This window comes from Pseudoalteromonas sp. MMG024, from assembly GCF_021654175.1.
In the GTDB taxonomy this organism is placed as follows: domain Bacteria; phylum Pseudomonadota; class Gammaproteobacteria; order Enterobacterales; family Alteromonadaceae; genus Pseudoalteromonas.
Window position 1 is genome coordinate 46,682 of sequence record NZ_JAKFZO010000017.1, and the last position, 19,496, is coordinate 66,177.

Sequence of the window (19,496 nt, forward strand, 5' to 3'; positions counted from 1 at the left end):
CAATACTAATTTGTAACTCTTCAATGCTTGATACTCAATTAAACAGCTTTGTTCGCCGTATTGAAAAAGCTAACGAATTAAAAGCACTGATCAAATCATCCGGCGCTCAGTTAAATCGTAAAGGCCGCTCACGACACTGGCGACTACAAGGTGATTGGCCGCAATTTCAAAACATCATCCAACAAGCACAATCATTCGAAGAACCCAGCTGGCAATGGGTGATTGAAACACTTAAAAGTAATCAGCCAAGACCGCTAATAACTGACTTAGTTGAAATCGTTAAAAACAATCCAAATATCACACAACAGCAGCTTATTAGCCAGACCGACTGCACGCTGGTGGAAGCAAGAAAAGCTTTTGATGTGGTTGAATGGGAAGAATGAGGGTTTAAACTGATTCTTATCGCGTGCCCCAAGAAAATAGGCATCTAGTCGCAACAACAGCATTCATAATCATACATTTACCTCCATGTATTTAATAACCCCTTCCATGGGGTCATGTCACTTTTCTTTATTACAAGCTCCCTCTTTCCATCTAAAGACTGCCTACGGCATTCTAATTTTTTCCAGACAAATTAGTGCTTCGCTAAAGATAAAATAACCACAAATTTATAGGGAATAAATTTGAACAGCAAAGCTGGCCCGCAGGGAGAAATACAGGGATGTATTTCGTAAAAGAAAGGCGACCGTAAAAATCAAACTTTGTCCTCTAATCAGATTTTAATTTAAGATAAGCGCCATAAATCGATTTCCCTATCTCAGCATGGCTTGCTCGACTCGCTCCGCTTCCTGTCTCACATTATCAATTAAAATCAGGTTCTCGGGTTTGATTAAAACGGAACAGGTTTTCAAACACCTGAAGTGGAAAAGTAAAATTAGCCTATAGTAACCAAATTTAGAAACTTGAACCTGCGACTCTGATCAAATTGATTCGCAAGAAATAAGTCTCTTATGTGAAACAAGTTAATTCTCTGTTTAATTGAATTGAGATGTTAATATTTTATAAATAATATTCTTATCTAAAATTTTATGAAAGCTAAAAAAGGAATTTTACTTACAAGCTTAATCATATTTGCAATTGAACTTCTACCGTACTTTTTGGATGAAGTTATTATTGCTGTAACACCACCAATATCAAGCTTGTTATCAATTTTTATAAGTGACTTTTCAGCAAAAATAATCACATTAGTCATCTTATTTATAATTTTAGTAAAACTAGCAATTTCATTTAAGAAAATATCAAACGAAAGCATTATCCTACTTCATGATAAGGAACCGTTAAAAGAAACTCAAAAAGAACTAGGTAGCAAGACTCATACGTTTAAAGGGATTAAAATAACAATTATTGGATATTTTTATTGTTATTTATTTACTTCGATAATTTTGATTTTTATCTTTGCAGATACAGTTTATAGATTATTGAATCAATCAAATAGCAATCTAATCCTATTTATTACTTATGCGGTTATTGTTTTCTTTTATTTTGGTAAAGCCGCAATTAGATTTAGAGATAGACATAAAGAAGTAATCACTCTTTTTGAAGATGGTATAAATGTTCCTGGTAAAGGAAATTTCACTTGGTCTGAGTTACAAGTTTCCCAAAATAAATCTAATAATTATGCGAGTTTTAAGATTAGGCTAGGTTATGGGAAAGTATGTGTGATACCACAATGGTTAGATGGTTATACATATCTCTATAAAGCACTCTATGACAATAAAGTTAGAGGCTCAAGCAATAAATTAAATATTTATAAAACATCATTAAAGGGCTATAAAAAATTCAATCGAAATCCTGTTTATATATATGATCCTAAAAAAGATCTCATTTCAAATGAATAAATGTTCGAGTTTTAAATAAGCAATATGTGAAAATATAGATTAATAAATTAACAAATATATCAACATTATAAGCTTTTATTTAAATTGCAGCTGACTTTCATTGCGCTTTAATCAAACACGAACAGCAAATTTGAATTGATAATACGAAACAGGAAGCGTAGCGAGTCGAGTAAGCCATGCTGAGATAGGGATATCGATTCATGGCGTTTATCATAAAATTCAAATTTGTTGTGAGGATCAGTTTGATTTCGCGGTCGCCTTTCTTTTGGTTACTTTATCTTTGGCGAAGCAAAGAAAAGTGACATGAAGCCCATGGATGGGCTTTATCAAAATACAGGGAAGTAAGAATATAATGTTTCGAACAATCCTAAAACCTCCCTCTCAACACCTCAAACGTTGCAATAAACAACCAACTTCTTATAAGTTTCTAACCTGAAAACTGCCCTGCCCGAGCTTTTTTAATAACATTGCAAGGCGATCTAAGCGCCATGATCTAAGCTCATCTACCCTCGCTTGGCGAATGGTATAACCCTTTCCTGTTTGCGTATTAATCGCAAATAAGTGATACTTATTCGCCTCCAGGTTCGATTCTTGCGCTATAAAATCTGTCATAGAGCCAGTTTCAACCAAACGAACAAACTCACCTTCTTTGATCCGATAAAAATCAATCACTACATATCACCAATATTGATATTACATATTGCCATTTTGTCACAATGCGATCGAAAAAACAGATCAAACTTCGATTGGTCATGCTAAAAGATCGACAGTTTTTAGAATATTTGGATCTTAAAACCAATTAGTTAGATCTAATAAAAAAGCCGATCTCGATCTGCATTGAATAGATCTATCCACAACGTGCTTAAACTTGATGTTTTAATCAATGCTAAATGGATTTATATAGTCTTTGTTAAAGAGTAATAAAGAGGTTAGCAACGAGTTTTACACAGATTGATCTCAAATTTATTAAAACATTCTAAATAATAAAAAACACGTAATAACAACAACCTAAACAAAATATGTTGATTAAACAAACAAACTATTTCTATCCACTGTGAATAAGATCTTTTAACTAAGCTATTTATACCTTAAGATCGAGAAAAATACCTGATCAACTCATCATGAAAAATCTAAGCATTATTGTTGGTAGCCAAATGGGTTCGGCAGAATATGTCGCAGAACAGATCCAAGAGGCGTTAGTAGAACATGACATTCATACCACTGTGCACGAGCATCCTGTACTTTCAGAGATCAAAGATAATGCTTGGTTAATATGCACTTCAACCCATGGTGCAGGTGAGTTACCAGATAACATTCAAAGCTTTGCGTCTGATTTAGCTGAAGTAGAACAACTTACACATCTAACATATGCGGTAATCGGTTTAGGCGATTCTAGCTACGATCAATTTAATCAGGCAGCGAAAGAGCTAGATCAACACCTAGCTAATAAAGGCGCTGTAAAGCTTGTCGATCGCTTAGAAGTTGACGCCCAATCGGAAGAATTACCTGAAGATATTGCACTGGCTTGGCTTCCGCAGTTGTTAGCCAAGCTATAATCACAGCACTAGGCTATTGATCATATGAAAAGGTTATTCACAATTTTTAATATATTTAGATCGAATTGTGGATAACCCTTGATCTAACCTTGTATTTATAGATGATTATGCATTGGATAGAATTTTCACTTGATCGATATGTTGATAACTAGGCAAGTTGATCAGTGCTTTTAAAGTACTTGATCCGATCATATCAACATCAATTGATCTGACTTAACTTACTGAAAGTAAAGTTGTAGTTAGAGTTATCAACAGAAACAGGGCTACTATATAATAAAAATAACAAGATCTTTCTAAAGATCATTTATTTTATATTAGATCAGCTCTTTATATCGTGTTCATTATTTAATCGTTTCACTTCTTAGAATTTCTAGGTAGAATACGCATCCTTTCAAAATCTAACTCGGATATTACGCAGGATCCTTTACATGCTATTTCATGAACAATTTGACGTTATTGTTGTTGGTGGTGGACATGCTGGTACAGAAGCAGCACTCGCTTCTTCACGCATGGGAATGAAAACATTACTGTTGACTCATAATATTGATACCTTAGGTCAAATGTCATGTAATCCTGCGATCGGTGGGATCGGTAAAGGCCATTTGGTTAAAGAAATCGATGCACTAGGTGGCGCTATGGCACAAGCGATCGATAAAGGTGGCATTCAATTTAGAACGCTTAATTCTTCTAAAGGCCCAGCGGTGCGTGCTACACGAGCACAAGCTGACAGAAAGCTTTACAAAGAAGCAATTCAGCAAACTTTGCAAAACCAAGAAAACCTTACCATTTTCCAACAATCGTGTGATGATCTCATCGTTGATGGCGATACCGTAAAAGGTGTTGTAACTCAAATGGGGCTTAGGTTTGAAGCGCCAAGCGTGGTTTTAACTGTAGGCACTTTCTTAGGTGGTACAATTCACATTGGTATGGAAAACTTTAGCGGTGGTCGTGCTGGTGATCCACCGTCTATTGCCCTTGCTAAGCGTTTACGTGAATTACCATTCCGTGTTGATCGTTTAAAAACAGGTACGCCGCCACGTATTGATGCACGTACTGTTGATTTTTCAGTAATGCAGCCTCAACCAGGTGATACGCCAACACCAGTGTTCTCATTTATGGGCAAACAATCTGATCACCCAACGCAGATCCCTTGCTATATCACTTACACTAATGAAAAAACGCATGACGTTATTCGCAATAACCTTGATCGTTCACCAATGTATGCTGGTGTAATTGAAGGCATTGGCCCACGTTATTGTCCATCGATTGAAGATAAGATCATGCGTTTTGCAGACAAAGACAAGCACCAGATCTTTGTTGAGCCGGAAGGCCTTACTACACACGAATTATATCCAAATGGTATTTCGACAAGTTTACCGTTTGATGTGCAAATGCAGATCGTAAGATCGATTAAAGGCTTTGAAAATGCCCATATTTGCCGTCCTGGTTATGCAATTGAATATGATTTCTTCGATCCTCGTGATTTAAAGCAATCTTTAGAAACTAAGTTTATTAATGGCTTATTCTTTGCCGGCCAAATTAACGGTACTACCGGTTATGAAGAAGCCGGCGCACAGGGCTTAATTGCAGGTATGAATGCTGCGTTACAAGTGCAAGGTAAAGATGCTTGGACACCACGCCGTGATGAAGCATACACAGGTGTACTGATTGATGACTTAGCAACGCTTGGTACAAAAGAACCGTACCGCATGTTTACAAGTCGTGCTGAATACCGTTTATTATTGCGCGAAGACAATGCCGATCTACGCTTAACAGCAAAGGGCCGTGAACTTGGTTTAGTTGACGATGCACGTTGGCAGGCATTCAATGAAAAGATCGAAGTGATGGAGCTTGAGTCTCAACGCTTAAAAGATACGTGGATCCATAAAGATCACCCTGCACTTGAAAATGTTAATGCCTTACTGAAAATGCCATTAACGCGTGAAGCAAGTCTTGCTGATCTGGTTAAGCGCCCTGAAGTGAGTTACAACGATCTGGTTGCGATTGACGGCTTAGCACCTGAAACTAATAATGCACAAGCGCATGAGCAAGTTGAGATTCAAATTAAATACGCAGGTTATATTGCACGTCAGCAAGACGAAATCGATAAGCAATTACGCCATGAGAATACCTTATTGCCAGCTGATTTTGATTACAGCAAGGTATCGGGTTTATCAAATGAGGTTGTTGCCAAGTTAACTGATGTACGTCCAACTACTATCGGCCAAGCATCACGAATTTCAGGTATAACACCTGCAGCAATTTCGCTATTATTAGTGTACTTAAAAAAACAAGGTTTATTACGCAAATCAGCTTAGTGCTGATTTGCTGCTTTCTGGGTTCATTACGTGATTCGCAATAAATTAGACGCCTTATTGGCAAAAACATCCATTTCATTATCTGAAACGCAAAAACAGCAACTGGTTAGTTATGTTGAAATGCTTGATAAGTGGAATAAAGCTTACAACTTAACATCTGTTCGAGATCCACAAGAAATGGTGGTTAAACACATTCTTGATTCACTGGTTGTGGCACCGCATTTAGACGGCAATCACTATATTGATGTTGGTACAGGCCCTGGCTTACCAGGTGTGGTGTTAGCAATTGCTCATCCTGATAAACAATTTGTGTTATTAGATAGCCTTGGCAAACGCATTCGTTTTTTAAATCAAGTTAAGCTAAATTTAAAGCTTAAAAATATTACTCCGGTGCAATCTCGCGTTGAAAAATATCAACCAGAACAACCATTTGATGGCGTTTTAAGTCGTGCCTTTGCATCTTTGCAAGATATGGTAGACTGGTGTCAGCACTTAGTGGATCACTCTGGTCGTTTTATTGCGCTAAAAGGGCAATTTCCTGAACAAGAAATTGACCAATTACCGGCCTCGATTGAATACCAAGATAAAGTAGTATTAACAGTGCCTGAGCTGGATGCCGAAAGGCATTTAATAATTCTAAAAAAGAACTAATTTGTTAGGGGACACCGTGGCTAGAATCATTGCAATTGCAAACCAAAAAGGTGGGGTTGGCAAAACCACCACTGCGGTAAATTTAGCAGCGTCAATGGCTGCTACTAAGCGTAAAGTGCTGTTAATCGACCTCGATCCACAAGGTAATGCGACTATGGGTAGCGGCGTCGACAAATACGATGAAATTGCCACTACTTACGATCTGCTTGTTGAAGAAAAACCTTTCGATGAAGTTGTTATCAAAGAAACCTCTGGCGAATATCACTTAATTGCAGCAAATGGCGACGTAACTGCTGCTGAAGTGAAGCTTATGGAAATGTACGCGCGAGAAATTCGCTTGCGCAATGCGCTTGAAAAAGTAGCAGACCAGTACGAGTTTATCTTTATTGACTGCCCTCCTTCGTTAAACATGTTAACGGTAAATGCAATGGCCGCAGCAGACTCGGTATTGGTACCTATGCAATGCGAGTATTTTGCATTAGAAGGTTTAACAGCGCTGATGGATACCATCACGCAGCTTGCTAAATTAGTAAATCCAAAATTAGAAATTGAAGGCATCTTGCGAACCATGTACGATCCGCGTAATCGTCTAGCAAATGACGTGTCTGACCAATTAAAACAACATTTTGGTGAAAAAGTATACCGTACGGTAATCCCTCGTAATGTACGCTTAGCTGAAGCGCCAAGTTTTGGTGCGCCTGCAATGTACTACGATCGCGCATCAAGTGGTGCTAAAGCATATCTTGCATTAGCCGGAGAAATGCTGCGTCGTAAAGAGAAAAAAAGTCAGGCCGTTGCTTAATTTCTGAGGAAAATGAATGTCTCCTAAAAAACGTGGTTTAGGGCGCGGCTTGGATGCCCTGTTAACATCTGCAAAACCAAAAGCGCAGGATGTTCAAGATCAATCAGTCGCGCAAACTGACGGTGTTAATGAATCTGCAAAAGCGACGCCGCCAAGTGAACTACAAAAACTCCCGATTGAATTCTTACATCCAGGAAAATATCAGCCGCGTAAAGACATGTCAGAAGAGGCACTTGAAGAACTGGCCTCTTCAATCCGCGCACAAGGGGTGATTCAGCCAATTGTGGTGCGTCCAATTGCACATAATAGCTACGAGATTATTGCCGGTGAACGTCGCTGGCGTGCGGCACAACTTGCTAAATTAGAAGTTGTTCCTTGTTTAATCAAAGAAGTGCCTGACGAAGCGGCTGTTGCCATAGCATTAATTGAAAATATTCAACGTGAAGACTTAAATGCGATGGAAGAAGCGGTTGCTCTTGACCGTTTATTGAACGAATTTGAGCTGACACATCAACAAGTTGCTGATGCGGTAGGTAAATCACGTACAACCGTAACTAATTTGCTGCGTTTAAATAATCTCAATGAAGATGTTAAACGTTTGCTAGAACACGGCGACATTGAAATGGGTCATGCCCGCTGTTTATTAGCACTTGATGGTGAAGATCAGTCGGCCACTGCGCGTATCGTAGTCGCAAAAGCGCTTACCGTACGTGAAACAGAAAAACTAGTGCGTTCAGTGCTTGAACCTAAGCCTGAAGCGCAACCAAAAGAAAAAGATCCAGATGTATTGCAGTTAGAACAGCAGCTTGCTCAAAACTTAGGGGCTAAAGTTGAAATTAACTACAATCAGAAAGGCAAAGGTAAACTGGTTATTTCGTATACCTCTCTTGATGAACTTGACGGTATTTTAGAGAAAATCAATTAACGTTATATTAATTTTCGATATACATTTCATTAATATTAACTAATAGTCTAAAAATACCTTAAATTTTGCATAAAAATCACGGTTTAAAGCCTGTTTATGCACCTTCCAAAAGCCTATAAATAAACGGCTTTCAAGTTGCAAATCTGGCAAAAATAAGTATAATTTTGCCAGTTTTTTGTACCCTGTTTCATTGTGCATCGTGAAGGTTGATTATTTTTGTGGCAAATTCTTTAGCAAAACCTTTACGAACCAAAGCACTGAAGTTTATTTATTTGCAGGGCGTAGTAGCACTTGTGAGTGCGTTAGTAGTTTGGCTTGTTTGGGGAGTGTTAGCGGGTAAATCGGCGTTAATGGGCGGATTTGTCGCGTTGCTTCCCAATTTTGTATATACCCTTTATGCGTTTCGCTTTGCAGGGGCCAGACAAGTACAACAAGTATATTCCTCGATTAAACGAGGAGCTGGATTAAAGTATTTATTAACCATTTTGCTATTCGCACTGGTACTTAAGTCGTCAACAGTGGTGTTGTTACCATTTTTCTCGGTTTATGTGTTGGTGATGATTGTGAGCTGGTTTGCACCGATTTTTTTTCATTAACTTTTGGGATAAAACATGGCTGAAGAAGTAACTCTATCGAGTCACATTCAGCACCACTTAACAAATGCTAAGATGTGTTCGACCGATGCTGGTCTTGCCTTCAACAAAGCATGTGCTGACAGTGGTTTCTGGACGTGGCATATCGATACCCTTGCTTGGTCTATCGGATTAGGGATCTTATTTTTATGGATCTTCCGTAGTGCAGCAAATAAAGCAACTACCGGTGTACCGGGTAAGTTTCAATGTTTCATTGAGATGATTGTTGAGTTTGTTGGCGACAACGTACGTGATACTTACCATGGTAAGAGCGCGTTAATTGCTCCGCTTGCACTGACCATCTTTGTTTGGGTTTTCTTAATGAACCTAATGGACTTAATTCCTGTTGACTTCTTACCTGCGTTTGCTGGCTTTGTTGGCGAATCAGCGTTTGGTGTGGATTCACACGATGTCTACATGAAGATAGTACCAACCACAGATATTAATATGACTGCTGCATTAGCATTAGGCGTATTCTTCCTGATGATTGGCTACTCAATTAAAATTAAAGGCATCAAAGGTTTCATCGCTGAACTTACGCTTCACCCATTCAGCACTAAGAACAAAATCGGTATGTTGTTCTTAATCCCGTGTAACCTTCTATTAGAAACAATCGCACTAATTGCTAAGCCGTTTTCACTTGCACTGCGTTTGTTCGGTAACCTGTATGCAGGTGAGCTTATCTTCATCCTAATCGGTGCAGTTGGCTTAATGCAGTTACCATTACACTTTATTTGGGCAGTTTTCCATATCTTAGTTATCGTTCTTCAAGCATTCGTATTTATGATGCTGACGATTGTTTACCTAAGCATGGCAAGCTCAGACAACCACTAATTTATACACTTTTTTAATTTAACTTTTAATTTACATTTTGGAGATAAAAATGGAACTAATGATTGGTCTTAAGTACATCGCTGTGGCTCTACTTATCGGTTTCGGTGCTATCGGTACTGCAATCGGCTTCGGTAACATGGGTGGTAAATTCCTAGAAGCATGTGCTCGTCAGCCTGAACTAGCGCCTTCACTACAAGTTAAAATGTTCATCCTAGCTGGTCTTATCGATGCGGTAGCAATGATCGGTGTAGGTATCGCAATGGTATTGTTGTTCGTACTTTAATTTTATTAATCGTTGAACAGCAAACTATTTAAGGAGGAGCGGTCGTGAACTTAACTGCCACTCTAATTGGTGAATTAATTGCGTTTACGGTTTTCGTACTTTTCTGTATGAAATATGTATGGCCACCGCTAAACGGCGCAATTGAAGCTCGCCAGAAAAAAATTGAAGAAGGTTTAGCTGCTACAGACAGAGCTGAAAAAGACTTAGAGCTTGCTCAGCAGAAAGCAGCTGACCAGCTTAAAGAAGCGAAAGCGCAAGCAGCTGACATTATTGAACAAGCTAAAAAGCGTGCGACACAAATCGTTGATGACGAGACATCTCGTGGTCAAGAGGAGCGTCAAGCTATCATTGCTCAAGGTCACTCAGAAGTAGAAGCTGAGCGTAACCGTGCTAAAGAAGAACTACGTAAACAAGTTGCTACTCTAGCAGTTGTTGGCGCAGAGAAAATTTTAGAGCGCGAGATCAATGAAGCGGCACATAGCGACATCGTTGAAAAACTTGTTGCGCAGCTTTAATAGGAGGGTATGAGCATGTCTGAATTGACTACCATCGCTCGCCCATACGCGAAAGCGGCTTTTGACCTAGCGGTTGAAAAAGGTGCTGTAGAAAGTTGGAATGAAATGTTGTTCTTCGCTGGCGCATTAGCTAGCGATGAGCAGGTTAAAGCCCTGCTTTCAAGCATCCCATCTGCAAAAGAGCAAGCTGATGTAATCATCAAGCTTGGTGCTGAGCAGATCAACGAACTGGGTCAGAATCTTATCAAGCTAATGGCCGAAAATGAGCGTTTAGCCGCTATTCCTGCTGTTGCTACGTTATATGCTGAGTTTAAATCAGAATATGACAAAGAAATCGACGTTGACGTGGTTTCTGCAACTGAGCTTTCTGCAGAGCAGAAAGCTACTCTTAGCGCAGCATTGGAAAAACGCTTCGCACGCAAAGTTAAGCTGAATTGTAGTGTTGATGCTAACACTATGGGCGGTCTAGTGATTAAAGCTGGCGATACTGTGATTGATGGAACAGTACGCGGCAAGCTAAATCGTCTTTCAACAACACTACAATCGTAATTGGGAAGAAGAGCATGCAACTTAATTCCACTGAAATTTCAGAACTAATCAAAAAACGTATTGAGCAGTTCGAAGTTGTAAGTGAAGCACGTAACGAAGGTACGATTGTATCTGTTACTGACGGTATCATCCGCATTCACGGTCTAGCTGACTGTATGCAAGGTGAGATGATCGAGCTTCCAGGCAACCGTTATGCTATCGCACTAAACCTTGAGCGCGACTCAGTAGGTGCAGTAGTAATGGGTCCATACGCAGACCTTAAAGAAGGCGTAAAAGTACAAGCAACAGGTCGTATCCTTGAAGTACCAGTTGGCCCTAAACTACTTGGTCGTGTTGTTAACACACTAGGTGAGCCAATTGATGGTAAAGGCGCTGTTGAAGCTGCAGGTTTCGAACCTGTAGAAAAGATTGCACCAGGTGTAATCGAGCGTCAATCAGTAGACGAGCCAGTACAAACTGGTTATAAGTCTATCGATGCGATGATTCCAGTAGGTCGTGGTCAGCGTGAGCTAGTAATCGGTGACCGTCAGACTGGTAAAACTGCACTAGCAATCGATGCTATCATCAACCAAAAAGACACAGGCGTTAAGTGTGTGTACGTAGCGGTTGGTCAAAAAGCATCTACAATTGCTAACGTAGTACGTAAGTTAGAAGAGCACGGTGCACTTGAAAACACTATCGTTGTTGTTGCATCTGCTTCTGAATCAGCTGCGCTACAATTCCTAGCGCCATTTGCTGGTTGTACTATGGGTGAATACTTCCGTGACCGCGGTGAAGATGCATTAATCGTATATGATGATCTGTCTAAGCAAGCTGTTGCTTACCGTCAGATCTCACTACTACTTAAGCGTCCACCAGGCCGTGAAGCATACCCAGGTGACGTATTCTACCTTCACTCACGTCTTCTAGAGCGTGCATCACGTGTAAACGCTGATTACGTTGAGAAGTACACTAACGGTGAAGTGAAAGGTAAGACAGGTTCGTTAACTGCACTTCCAATCATTGAGACTCAAGGTGGTGACGTATCTGCGTTCGTACCTACAAACGTTATCTCAATCACCGATGGTCAGATCTTCCTAGAAACTGACCTATTCAACGCAGGTATCCGTCCAGCGGTTAACGCTGGTATCTCGGTATCGCGTGTTGGTGGTGCAGCACAAACTAAGATCGTTAAGAAACTAGGTGGTGGTATCCGTCTAGCGCTAGCACAGTATCGTGAACTAGCAGCGTTCTCACAGTTTGCGTCAGACCTTGACGATGCAACTCGTGCTCAATTAGAGCATGGTGAGCGTGTTACTGAGCTTATGAAGCAAAAGCAGTACGCTCCAATGTCTGTTGCTGAAATGTCTCTGTCATTATTCGCTGCTGAAAAAGGTTATCTAAAAGACATCGAAATCAACAAAGTACTTGATTTCGAAGCTGCGTTAATCTCTTTCGCTAACAGTGAATATTCAGCGCTTATGACTGAAATCAACGAAACGGGTAACTACAACGCCGAGATCGAAGCTCAACTTAAAGAGCTTTTAGAGAAGTGTAAATCTACACAAACTTGGTAAGTTATTAATGGTGACTTCGGTCACCACTGATTCGGAGATAAGTCATGGCCGGCGGAAAAGAGATAAAATCACAGATCGGGAGTATTAAAAATACTCAGAAGATCACCAGCGCAATGGAGATGGTTGCCGCTTCTAAAATGAAGAGGGCACAAGATCGCGTGGCATCAAGCCGCCCATACGCTGAAAATATACGCAAAGTGATCGGTCGTGTTGCTCAGGCTAACTTAGACTTTAAACACCCGTTTTTAGAAGAACGTGATGTAAAGAAAGTTGGTTACATTATTGTTTCTACTGACCGCGGTCTATGTGGCGGCTTAAACTCAAACGAGTTTAAGAAAGTTGCACTAGACGTTAAAGCGTGGAAAGAAAAAGGCGTTGACGCTGAATTTGCTGCCCTAGGTAGCAAAGCAGCAGGCTTTTTCCAGCGTTTTGGCGGTGAGCTATTAGCAAGCAGAGCAGGGCTTGGTGATTCTCCTTCAATTCAGGACGTAATTGGTCCTGTAAAAGTAATGCTTGATGCATACTCTGAAGGAAAAATTGACCGCTTGTTTGTTGTTTACAACAACTTTGTAAACACCATGAAGCAAGAGCCAGTGATCGATCAGTTATTACCTTTGCCTAAAGCTGACGAAGAAGTTTCTAGCCACTCTTGGGATTACTTATATGAGCCAAACCCAGAGGCAATTTTAGAAACTCTTATTAAACGCTTTATCGAGTCTCAGGTATATCAGAGTGTTGTTGAAAACGCTGCATCTGAACAAGCTGCACGTATGGTTGCGATGAAAGCTGCAACAGACAACGCAGGTGACTTAATTGATGAGTTACAACTGGTATACAACAAAGCACGACAAGCCGCGATTACACAAGAAATTAGTGAAATCGTGTCAGGTTCAGCAGCCGTTTAACGGTTGGCAAAGTTAACGAGAGGAATAGACATGAGTTTAGGTAAGGTCGTCCAAATTATCGGCGCCGTTGTGGACATCGAGTTTCCACAAGACAACGTGCCAGCCGTATATGACGCACTAAAAGTAACAAGCGGTGAGCTTGCTGGTTTGACTTTAGAAGTTCAACAGCAGCTTGGCGGCGGTGTGGTACGTGGTATCGCACTAGGTACTACAGACGGTTTACGTCGTGGTACTGAAGTAGACACAACTGGCGAGCCTATCAAGGTTCCAGTTGGTACAGCGACACTAGGTCGTATCATGAACGTACTTGGTGACCCAATTGATGAAGCGGGTCCAATCGGTGAAGAAGAGCGTTACTCTATCCACCGTGAAGCACCAAGCTACGAAGATCAGAGCAGCTCAGTTGAACTTTTAGAGACTGGTATCAAGGTAATCGACCTTGTATGTCCATTCGCTAAAGGTGGTAAAGTTGGTCTTTTCGGTGGTGCGGGTGTTGGTAAAACAGTAAACATGATGGAACTTATCCGTAACATCGCAATCGAGCACAGCGGTTACTCAGTATTCGCAGGTGTTGGTGAGCGTACTCGTGAGGGTAATGACTTCTACCATGAAATGAACGAATCAAACGTACTTGATAAAGTATCGCTTGTTTACGGTCAGATGAACGAGCCACCGGGTAACCGTCTACGTGTTGCTCTTACAGGTCTTACAATGGCTGAGAAGTTCCGTGACGAAGGTCGCGACGTACTTTTCTTCGTTGATAACATCTACCGTTACACACTAGCGGGTACAGAAGTATCAGCACTTCTAGGTCGTATGCCATCAGCGGTAGGTTACCAGCCTACACTAGCTGAAGAAATGGGTGTACTTCAGGAGCGTATCGCATCAACTAAGACTGGTTCAATCACGTCTATCCAAGCAGTATATGTACCTGCGGATGACTTAACGGATCCATCTCCAGCGACTACGTTCGCTCACTTAGATGCGACAGTTGTACTTTCTCGTGATATCGCGTCACTCGGTATTTACCCAGCGATCGATCCACTTGATTCATCATCTCGTCAGCTTGACCCATTAGTAATCGGTCAAGAGCACTATGACGTTGCACGTGGTGTTCAAACAGTTCTTCAGCGTTATAAAGAACTTAAAGACATCATCGCAATCCTAGGTATGGACGAGCTATCTGATGAAGATAAGCAAGTTGTATCACGTGCTCGTAAGATCCAGCGTTTCCTATCTCAGCCGTTCTTCGTAGCTGAGGTATTCACAGGTGCACCTGGTAAATACGTATCACTGAAAGATACTCTTGAGGGCTTCAAAGGCATCCTAGGCGGTGACTATGACGATCTTCCAGAGCAAGCGTTCTACATGGTTGGTTCAATCGACGAAGCGATCGAAAAAGCCAAAGACATGTAATTAGGGGGCTGTTATGGCAATGACTATACATCTTGACGTAGTAAGCGCAGAAGAGACTATTTTCTCTGGTCGCGTTGAATCACTTCAAGTATCAGGTAGTGAAGGTGAGCTAGGTATTTTACATGGCCACGCACCACTACTAACACCCCTAAAGCCAGGTATGGTTAACTTTGTTAAGCAAAACGGCGAAGAAGAAATGATTTACATTGCAGGCGGTACATTAGAAGTACAACCTGGCACTGTAACCGTTCTTTCAGACGTTGCAACACGTGCAGAAGACTTAGATGAAGCAACTGCATTAGAAGCGAAGCGTCAAGCTGAAGAGCACATGGCGAACGCATCTGCTGCAGACTTCAACTATGCTGAAGCGGCAATTGAGCTTTCAAAAGCGATTGCGCAGATCAAAGTACTTCAGTCTCGTAAGAAGTAATCAAACCTCATATGGTTTAGTAAAAAACCCGCCAATTGGCGGGTTTTTTGTTTTTTCATTTTCTAAATTGAGGTATATAAGAATCACAACTTGTTACTCAAGGAAGTAAGATGGAACTCAATTTAACGCCAGTCGAACAACGCATTATTGGCTGCTTACTGGAAAAACAACAAACCACGCCAGATCAGTACCCTCTTTCGCTCAATGGGCTCACTAACGCATGCAATCAAAAGTCTAATCGAGATCCAGTATTAGGTTTATCTGAGTCAGATGTGCAAGATGGTTTAGATTCACTTGTTGCAAAACGCTTAGTGACTGTTGATGAAGGGTTGTCGGGTCGCGTTAGTAAATATGCCCACCGCTTTTGTAATACAGAGTTCGGTTCTATAAAGCTAACCGATCAGCAAAAGGCGATTGTTTGCTTAATGTTGGTACGCGGTGCACAAACGCCTGGCGAGCTTAGAACGCGTTCTAACCGTTTAGCGGAGTTTAGCAATGTAATGGAAGTAGAAAGTGCCCTTAACGCATTAGCGGAACAAGAATATGTTGTGAAGTTGGAGCGCGAACCAGGTAAACGCGAATCACGTTTTATGCATTTATTTGGTGATGCCGATATTTCTGAACTAACAGCAGTGAATTCGAATGCGCAATCGACGGTTGTGGCTAGCCATCAAAGTGATGAAATGGCACAATTAAGATTAGAAGTCGCTCAATTACGCAGCGAACTTGCAGAGATAAAATCACATCTAGGTTTATAACATTGGAGATAAACAGTGCGCGCTGAAATCATGGCTGAAATGAAGGTACTCCCTTCAATCGATCCACAAGCAGAAATTACACGTCGAATTGCTTTTATTAAATCTAAGCTGGTGGAGTCAGGTACACGCAGTTTAGTGCTTGGCATCTCTGGTGGTGTTGACTCATCAACGTGTGGCAAACTGTGTCAGTTGGCGATTGATGAATTAAACCAAGAAAACGCAACGGATAAATACCAGTTTATCGCCATGCGTTTACCTTATGGTGTGCAAGCAGATGAAGATGAAGCGCAACTGGCTGTCGACTTTATTCAGCCATCAAAGCGTGTAACAGTCAATATTAAGCCTGCAACCGATGGTATGCATTCAGAAGCGCTAGCAGGCCTTGAGAGCGCAGGAATTGAGCCACCAGCACAAAGTGCAATTGATTTTACCAAAGGCAACGTAAAGGCGCGTCAGCGCATGATAGCGCAATATGAAATTGCTGGGTTAACGCAAGGTTTAGTGGTTGGCACAGATCACAGTGCCGAAAACATCACAGGTTTCTATACTAAGTTTGGTGATGGTGCATGTGACTTAGCGCCATTGTTTGGTCTGTCTAAGCGTCAAGTCCGCTTGTTAGCTAAAACACTTGGTGCGCCAGAATTACTGGTAACCAAAACACCAACTGCTGATTTAGAGTGTGAGCGCCCAGGCCTTGCTGATGAAGATGCTCTTGGCGTGAGCTATGATCAGATTGATGACTTCTTAGAAGGCAAAGAAGTATCGAATGAAGTTGAAGAAAAGCTTATCGCGATTTATAAGCGTACCCAGCATAAGCGTCAGCCAATCCCAACAGTTTATGATTAATCTTTATAATTTATAAAGGAAAGGCGCTCAAAATGAGCGCCTTTTTGTTTTATCGAGAGAGCGTTACGCTTTTAATGCTTTCTCAATTAGCATATCAATATAGGCTTTTTGTGCTTTCGCAGCATCTGAAGCGCCCCAAGATAGGCTTGCACCTTGAATATCTTGTAGTTGCTTAAATGCGGCTGCTTTTGCCAAGTTATCGTGCTTTGATGGCTTGTTGATACCCGCAATTTTAATTAACGACTGCACATACTCAGTTTGTACGTTGTGGCTTACTGATGACGCTGACTTTGCATCAACAAAAACGGCAGCGGTTAAGTCATTTAAGAAGCTATTCACATCGTATTCGTTACCGTATTTAGTGGTATCCGAAATACGCGTCATTACATTTGGGTGTAATAGCTGAGCTAATACATTCTTTTGCATGCGAAGTACCATCGCGTGGTATTTAGGATCTTCGTTTTTACCATAATGACTAAAGCCGCGACGCTGGTGTTGCATCTTGTTAAGCAGAGGTTCCATTGCTGATAGTGTATCTGGTGCAAATACTAGATCAGTTAATACGTTCATCGCCTCTTTTTGTTTAGCAAGTGGCACTGGCGTGTAAGGTTGTGTATTGCTACCAACATTGTCACGCTCTACGTAAACACCACCAATGTAACGTGATACAACGCCTGCTTGAGCGCGGTATTGACCAAATAGCATATTTGCTTTGATCAGCAGCTCTTGATACGACTCACCGTCATTTAGCGCTGTTTGCTCAAGTTTACCGAATGTTTGGTTTACTAATTCCATACGATCTTTAGCATACGCCACAGCGTTTGATGACATATCGCCAATCATTACGCGAGGGTCTATATGACGACCAGGTGCGCGCATATCGTCGGCATCATTACCAAATGCTAAACCGTGTTCGCTAGAACGTTTTAAAATTGATTCTAAACGCGCCGCTTCTGCCGTAGCATCAGTTAAACTTTGTGAGTAACCATACTCAATTGCCCAATCATCGTAAGGGCCAGGCTTATCTTGGAAGTAATCGCCTTGAGTCATGCCTTTTGGTGCAATGTTCGCAGGCGTGTAGTCCATCACTGAACCGGTTAAAATGCCTTGCGTTTTAGCTTTGTCATGAACTTCTTTCTCATCCCATAAAATAGATGCTTTCATATTGTGGTTAAGACCCAGCGTATGCCCTACTTCGTGAAGAATAAGCATCTTTAAGCCTTGCTCTAAAATTTCTTTCTTCTCGATATCGGTTGTTGCTAGCGAGTTAGCTAACATCATGCCCTGTTGTAATTCATGGCCTTGGCTGCAATGTAACCCTTCTTGGCTTGCGGTCTCATGGTTGTGCGCGTTTGATGACGCCGCTTGGCTGTATAAGCTGTCCATCATCCAACGGTTTTTCATAAACACGTATTCAAGCATTATGTCAGAACCTAAAATTTGGCCTGTTAACGGGTTAGCAAGTGATGGGCCGTAACCGCCAAATGGAGGACGTGGTGAAGAGGTCCAACGCAATACGTTGTAGTTAATGTCGCCTGCGTCCCAATCTGCATCGTCCGGTTGTACTTTTACTTCAATAGCGTTTTTAAAACCTGCTTTTTCAAATGCTAAGTTCCATGCTAATACACCCTCTTTTACTGTTTCGCGCCATTCAACAGGTGTGGTGTTTTCAATCCACCACGTAATTGGCTCAACAGGCTCAGAAATCGCGGCATTAGGATCTTTTTTAACGAGATTCCAACGGTTAATGTAATCTTGATATGGCGCCCAGTCGCTAGTCGTCATATCATCAAATTGCTGACCAAAGTAGCCAACGCGTGAATCATCTTTACGCGGTTGGTAATCGTTTTGCGGCAATTCAATAAATGAGTGCTGCACTTTAATTGATACCGTGCGTGGATCCGTTACTGATTGCGTACCGCGTACGCTTGGGTTGGCATTTTTAAATACATAATCAACAACAACATCTAAGTTGTTTGTGTAATTACGGTTACTAAGAATACGCGATTTTTTGTCGTCTAGCTTACCTGGGTTAAAACGCTTTTTAGCGTTTTTATCACCAGCGCGTTTCCAAGGAGATACCTTATGCAGTGCTTCACTCTTGAACAGTTTATCTACTTTAAGTGCAAATTTACCGTCTTCTTCTTTTTCGATTTTTAAGCTTGCAAGTACTGCTTCACTGATATTTGCATCGCTTGCTTTGGCAATTGCATTATTAGGATCAAACTTATAGCGTGGTGTTTTGCTTATAATATCAATGCGATCAAAGTGACGGCGGAACTCAATTAATTTGGTTTCGCGGTAAGAGCCACGTACGTGGCCTGCATCAATTACACCGTCAACCGTATGTGCAAAGTAAACGTAAGGCTTGTTTAAGTTTGCCTCACTAATCACCATCATGGTTTCGCCTGTTTTCTTATCTTGATAAAGATTAAATAACCCTTCAGAAGCGGTTTTTTTCTCAAGCATTTCTGCGAGTGTTTTATCTTTCTTTTCGTCTTTTTTCTTGTCGTCTTTTGCCATTGCTGCGCCGCTGGTGGCGAAGCTTAGAGCTACAGCAAGTGTAAGTAGCTTTAATTTCATTGTGTTTCCCTTGGTACTTTTAAAGTGAAATTTTTTGTTTTTATCAATAAATGAGTCTACCCAAAGCAAAAATGGATTTAAAACGTAAAAAGTAACTTA

Annotated in this window: 20 protein-coding genes; 18 read left to right on the forward strand and 2 right to left on the reverse strand. The window is 41.0% G+C overall.

The annotated features are described in order from the left end of the window. Window positions 1-23: 23 nt before the first annotated feature. Together L1068_RS15945 and L1068_RS15950 are read left to right on the forward strand one after the other, a co-directional pair. Window positions 24-383 carry a ribosome recycling factor family protein gene (locus L1068_RS15945; protein WP_237131043.1) on the forward strand — a complete coding sequence of 120 codons (360 nt, stop codon included), beginning with the start codon at window positions 24-26 and terminating at the stop codon, window positions 381-383. Between the two features lie 645 nt (window positions 384-1,028). Then, window positions 1,029-1,838 carry a hypothetical protein gene (locus L1068_RS15950; protein ID WP_237131044.1) on the forward strand — a complete coding sequence of 270 codons (810 nt, stop codon included), beginning with the start codon at window positions 1,029-1,031 and terminating at the stop codon, window positions 1,836-1,838. 417 nt (window positions 1,839-2,255) lie between these two features. On the opposite strand, the gene L1068_RS15955 is transcribed toward L1068_RS15950, so the two are convergent. Further along, on the reverse strand, window positions 2,256-2,510 hold the full coding sequence (locus tag L1068_RS15955; RefSeq protein WP_105173033.1) for a hypothetical protein: 255 nt from the start codon (window positions 2,508-2,510) through the stop codon (window positions 2,256-2,258). 449 nt (window positions 2,511-2,959) lie between these two features. Between L1068_RS15955 and mioC the strand changes: the two genes are divergently transcribed. The 16 genes from mioC to nadE all read left to right on the forward strand — a co-directional run bounded on the left by mioC (window position 2,960) and on the right by nadE (window position 16,814). Further along, a complete protein-coding gene (mioC, locus tag L1068_RS15960; protein WP_237131045.1) occupies window positions 2,960-3,394 on the forward strand; it encodes an FMN-binding protein MioC in 435 nt (144 codons plus the stop codon). A 428-nt stretch (window positions 3,395-3,822) separates the two neighbouring features. Further along, window positions 3,823-5,712: a tRNA uridine-5-carboxymethylaminomethyl(34) synthesis enzyme MnmG gene (gene mnmG, locus L1068_RS15965; protein WP_237131046.1), complete on the forward strand. Its 1,890-nt coding sequence runs from the start codon at window positions 3,823-3,825 to the stop codon at window positions 5,710-5,712. Window positions 5,713-5,742: 30 nt separating this feature from the next. After that, the gene (gene rsmG / locus L1068_RS15970; RefSeq protein ID WP_237131047.1) at window positions 5,743-6,363 is read left to right on the forward strand and encodes a 16S rRNA (guanine(527)-N(7))-methyltransferase RsmG; all 621 of its coding nucleotides are present in this window, start codon (window positions 5,743-5,745) and stop codon (window positions 6,361-6,363) included. 16 nt (window positions 6,364-6,379) lie between these two features. Further along, window positions 6,380-7,165, forward strand: coding sequence for an AAA family ATPase (locus L1068_RS15975; RefSeq protein ID WP_237131048.1), 786 nt, complete (start codon window positions 6,380-6,382; stop codon window positions 7,163-7,165). 16 nt (window positions 7,166-7,181) lie between these two features. Further along, window positions 7,182-8,090 carry a ParB/RepB/Spo0J family partition protein gene (locus tag L1068_RS15980; RefSeq protein ID WP_105173036.1) on the forward strand — a complete coding sequence of 303 codons (909 nt, stop codon included), beginning with the start codon at window positions 7,182-7,184 and terminating at the stop codon, window positions 8,088-8,090. 218 nt (window positions 8,091-8,308) lie between these two features. Beyond that, the gene (locus L1068_RS15985; protein WP_237131049.1) at window positions 8,309-8,686 is read left to right on the forward strand and encodes an ATP synthase subunit I; all 378 of its coding nucleotides are present in this window, start codon (window positions 8,309-8,311) and stop codon (window positions 8,684-8,686) included. Window positions 8,687-8,701: 15 nt separating this feature from the next. After that, window positions 8,702-9,556: a F0F1 ATP synthase subunit A gene (gene atpB, locus L1068_RS15990; protein WP_237131050.1), complete on the forward strand. Its 855-nt coding sequence runs from the start codon at window positions 8,702-8,704 to the stop codon at window positions 9,554-9,556. Between the two features lie 49 nt (window positions 9,557-9,605). Next, entirely contained in the window at window positions 9,606-9,839 is a 234-nt protein-coding gene (gene atpE / locus L1068_RS15995; protein WP_010561330.1) for a F0F1 ATP synthase subunit C, read from the forward strand. Between the two features lie 44 nt (window positions 9,840-9,883). Next, complete coding sequence (gene atpF, locus L1068_RS16000; protein ID WP_010561331.1) at window positions 9,884-10,354, forward strand: F0F1 ATP synthase subunit B; 471 nt, start codon at window positions 9,884-9,886, stop codon at window positions 10,352-10,354. Between the two features lie 15 nt (window positions 10,355-10,369). Continuing rightward, window positions 10,370-10,903: a F0F1 ATP synthase subunit delta gene (gene atpH / locus L1068_RS16005; RefSeq protein WP_237131051.1), complete on the forward strand. Its 534-nt coding sequence runs from the start codon at window positions 10,370-10,372 to the stop codon at window positions 10,901-10,903. 14 nt (window positions 10,904-10,917) lie between these two features. Continuing rightward, a complete protein-coding gene (atpA, locus tag L1068_RS16010) occupies window positions 10,918-12,459 on the forward strand; it encodes a F0F1 ATP synthase subunit alpha (RefSeq protein ID WP_010561333.1) in 1,542 nt (513 codons plus the stop codon). A gap of 44 nt (window positions 12,460-12,503) precedes the next feature. After that, a complete protein-coding gene (atpG, locus tag L1068_RS16015) occupies window positions 12,504-13,364 on the forward strand; it encodes a F0F1 ATP synthase subunit gamma (protein ID WP_237131052.1) in 861 nt (286 codons plus the stop codon). Window positions 13,365-13,394: 30 nt separating this feature from the next. Further along, a complete protein-coding gene (gene atpD, locus L1068_RS16020; protein WP_054979385.1) occupies window positions 13,395-14,780 on the forward strand; it encodes a F0F1 ATP synthase subunit beta in 1,386 nt (461 codons plus the stop codon). A gap of 13 nt (window positions 14,781-14,793) precedes the next feature. Beyond that, window positions 14,794-15,210, forward strand: a complete 417-nt coding sequence (locus tag L1068_RS16025) for a F0F1 ATP synthase subunit epsilon (RefSeq protein WP_237131053.1) — start codon at window positions 14,794-14,796, stop codon at window positions 15,208-15,210. 110 nt (window positions 15,211-15,320) lie between these two features. Beyond that, a complete protein-coding gene (locus L1068_RS16030) occupies window positions 15,321-15,968 on the forward strand; it encodes a DUF480 domain-containing protein (protein ID WP_237131054.1) in 648 nt (215 codons plus the stop codon). Window positions 15,969-15,983: 15 nt separating this feature from the next. Continuing rightward, window positions 15,984-16,814: an ammonia-dependent NAD(+) synthetase gene (gene nadE, locus L1068_RS16035; protein WP_237131055.1), complete on the forward strand. Its 831-nt coding sequence runs from the start codon at window positions 15,984-15,986 to the stop codon at window positions 16,812-16,814. A gap of 63 nt (window positions 16,815-16,877) precedes the next feature. Here nadE and L1068_RS16040 read toward each other — a convergent pair whose 3' ends face one another. Then, window positions 16,878-19,397 (reverse strand): zinc-dependent metalloprotease, encoded by a 2,520-nt coding sequence (locus tag L1068_RS16040; protein WP_237131056.1) that lies wholly within the window; start codon window positions 19,395-19,397, stop codon window positions 16,878-16,880. Window positions 19,398-19,496: the final 99 nt, after the last annotated feature.

Coding starts and splice junctions, on each gene's coding strand:
- L1068_RS15950 (WP_237131044.1), top strand. CDS start 1,029: ATGAAAGCTAAAAAAGGAATTTTACTTACAAGCTTAATCATATTTGCA.
- atpG (WP_237131052.1), top strand. CDS start 12,504: ATGGCCGGCGGAAAAGAGATAAAATCACAGATCGGGAGTATTAAAAAT.
- L1068_RS16040 (WP_237131056.1), bottom strand. CDS start 19,397: ATGAAATTAAAGCTACTTACACTTGCTGTAGCTCTAAGCTTCGCCACC.
- atpE (WP_010561330.1), top strand. CDS start 9,606: ATGGAACTAATGATTGGTCTTAAGTACATCGCTGTGGCTCTACTTATC.
- L1068_RS15980 (WP_105173036.1), top strand. CDS start 7,182: ATGTCTCCTAAAAAACGTGGTTTAGGGCGCGGCTTGGATGCCCTGTTA.
- atpA (WP_010561333.1), top strand. CDS start 10,918: ATGCAACTTAATTCCACTGAAATTTCAGAACTAATCAAAAAACGTATT.
- L1068_RS16025 (WP_237131053.1), top strand. CDS start 14,794: ATGGCAATGACTATACATCTTGACGTAGTAAGCGCAGAAGAGACTATT.
- atpB (WP_237131050.1), top strand. CDS start 8,702: ATGGCTGAAGAAGTAACTCTATCGAGTCACATTCAGCACCACTTAACA.
- mioC (WP_237131045.1), top strand. CDS start 2,960: ATGAAAAATCTAAGCATTATTGTTGGTAGCCAAATGGGTTCGGCAGAA.
- mnmG (WP_237131046.1), top strand. CDS start 3,823: ATGCTATTTCATGAACAATTTGACGTTATTGTTGTTGGTGGTGGACAT.
- atpD (WP_054979385.1), top strand. CDS start 13,395: ATGAGTTTAGGTAAGGTCGTCCAAATTATCGGCGCCGTTGTGGACATC.
- L1068_RS15945 (WP_237131043.1), top strand. CDS start 24: ATGCTTGATACTCAATTAAACAGCTTTGTTCGCCGTATTGAAAAAGCT.
- atpH (WP_237131051.1), top strand. CDS start 10,370: ATGTCTGAATTGACTACCATCGCTCGCCCATACGCGAAAGCGGCTTTT.
- L1068_RS16030 (WP_237131054.1), top strand. CDS start 15,321: ATGGAACTCAATTTAACGCCAGTCGAACAACGCATTATTGGCTGCTTA.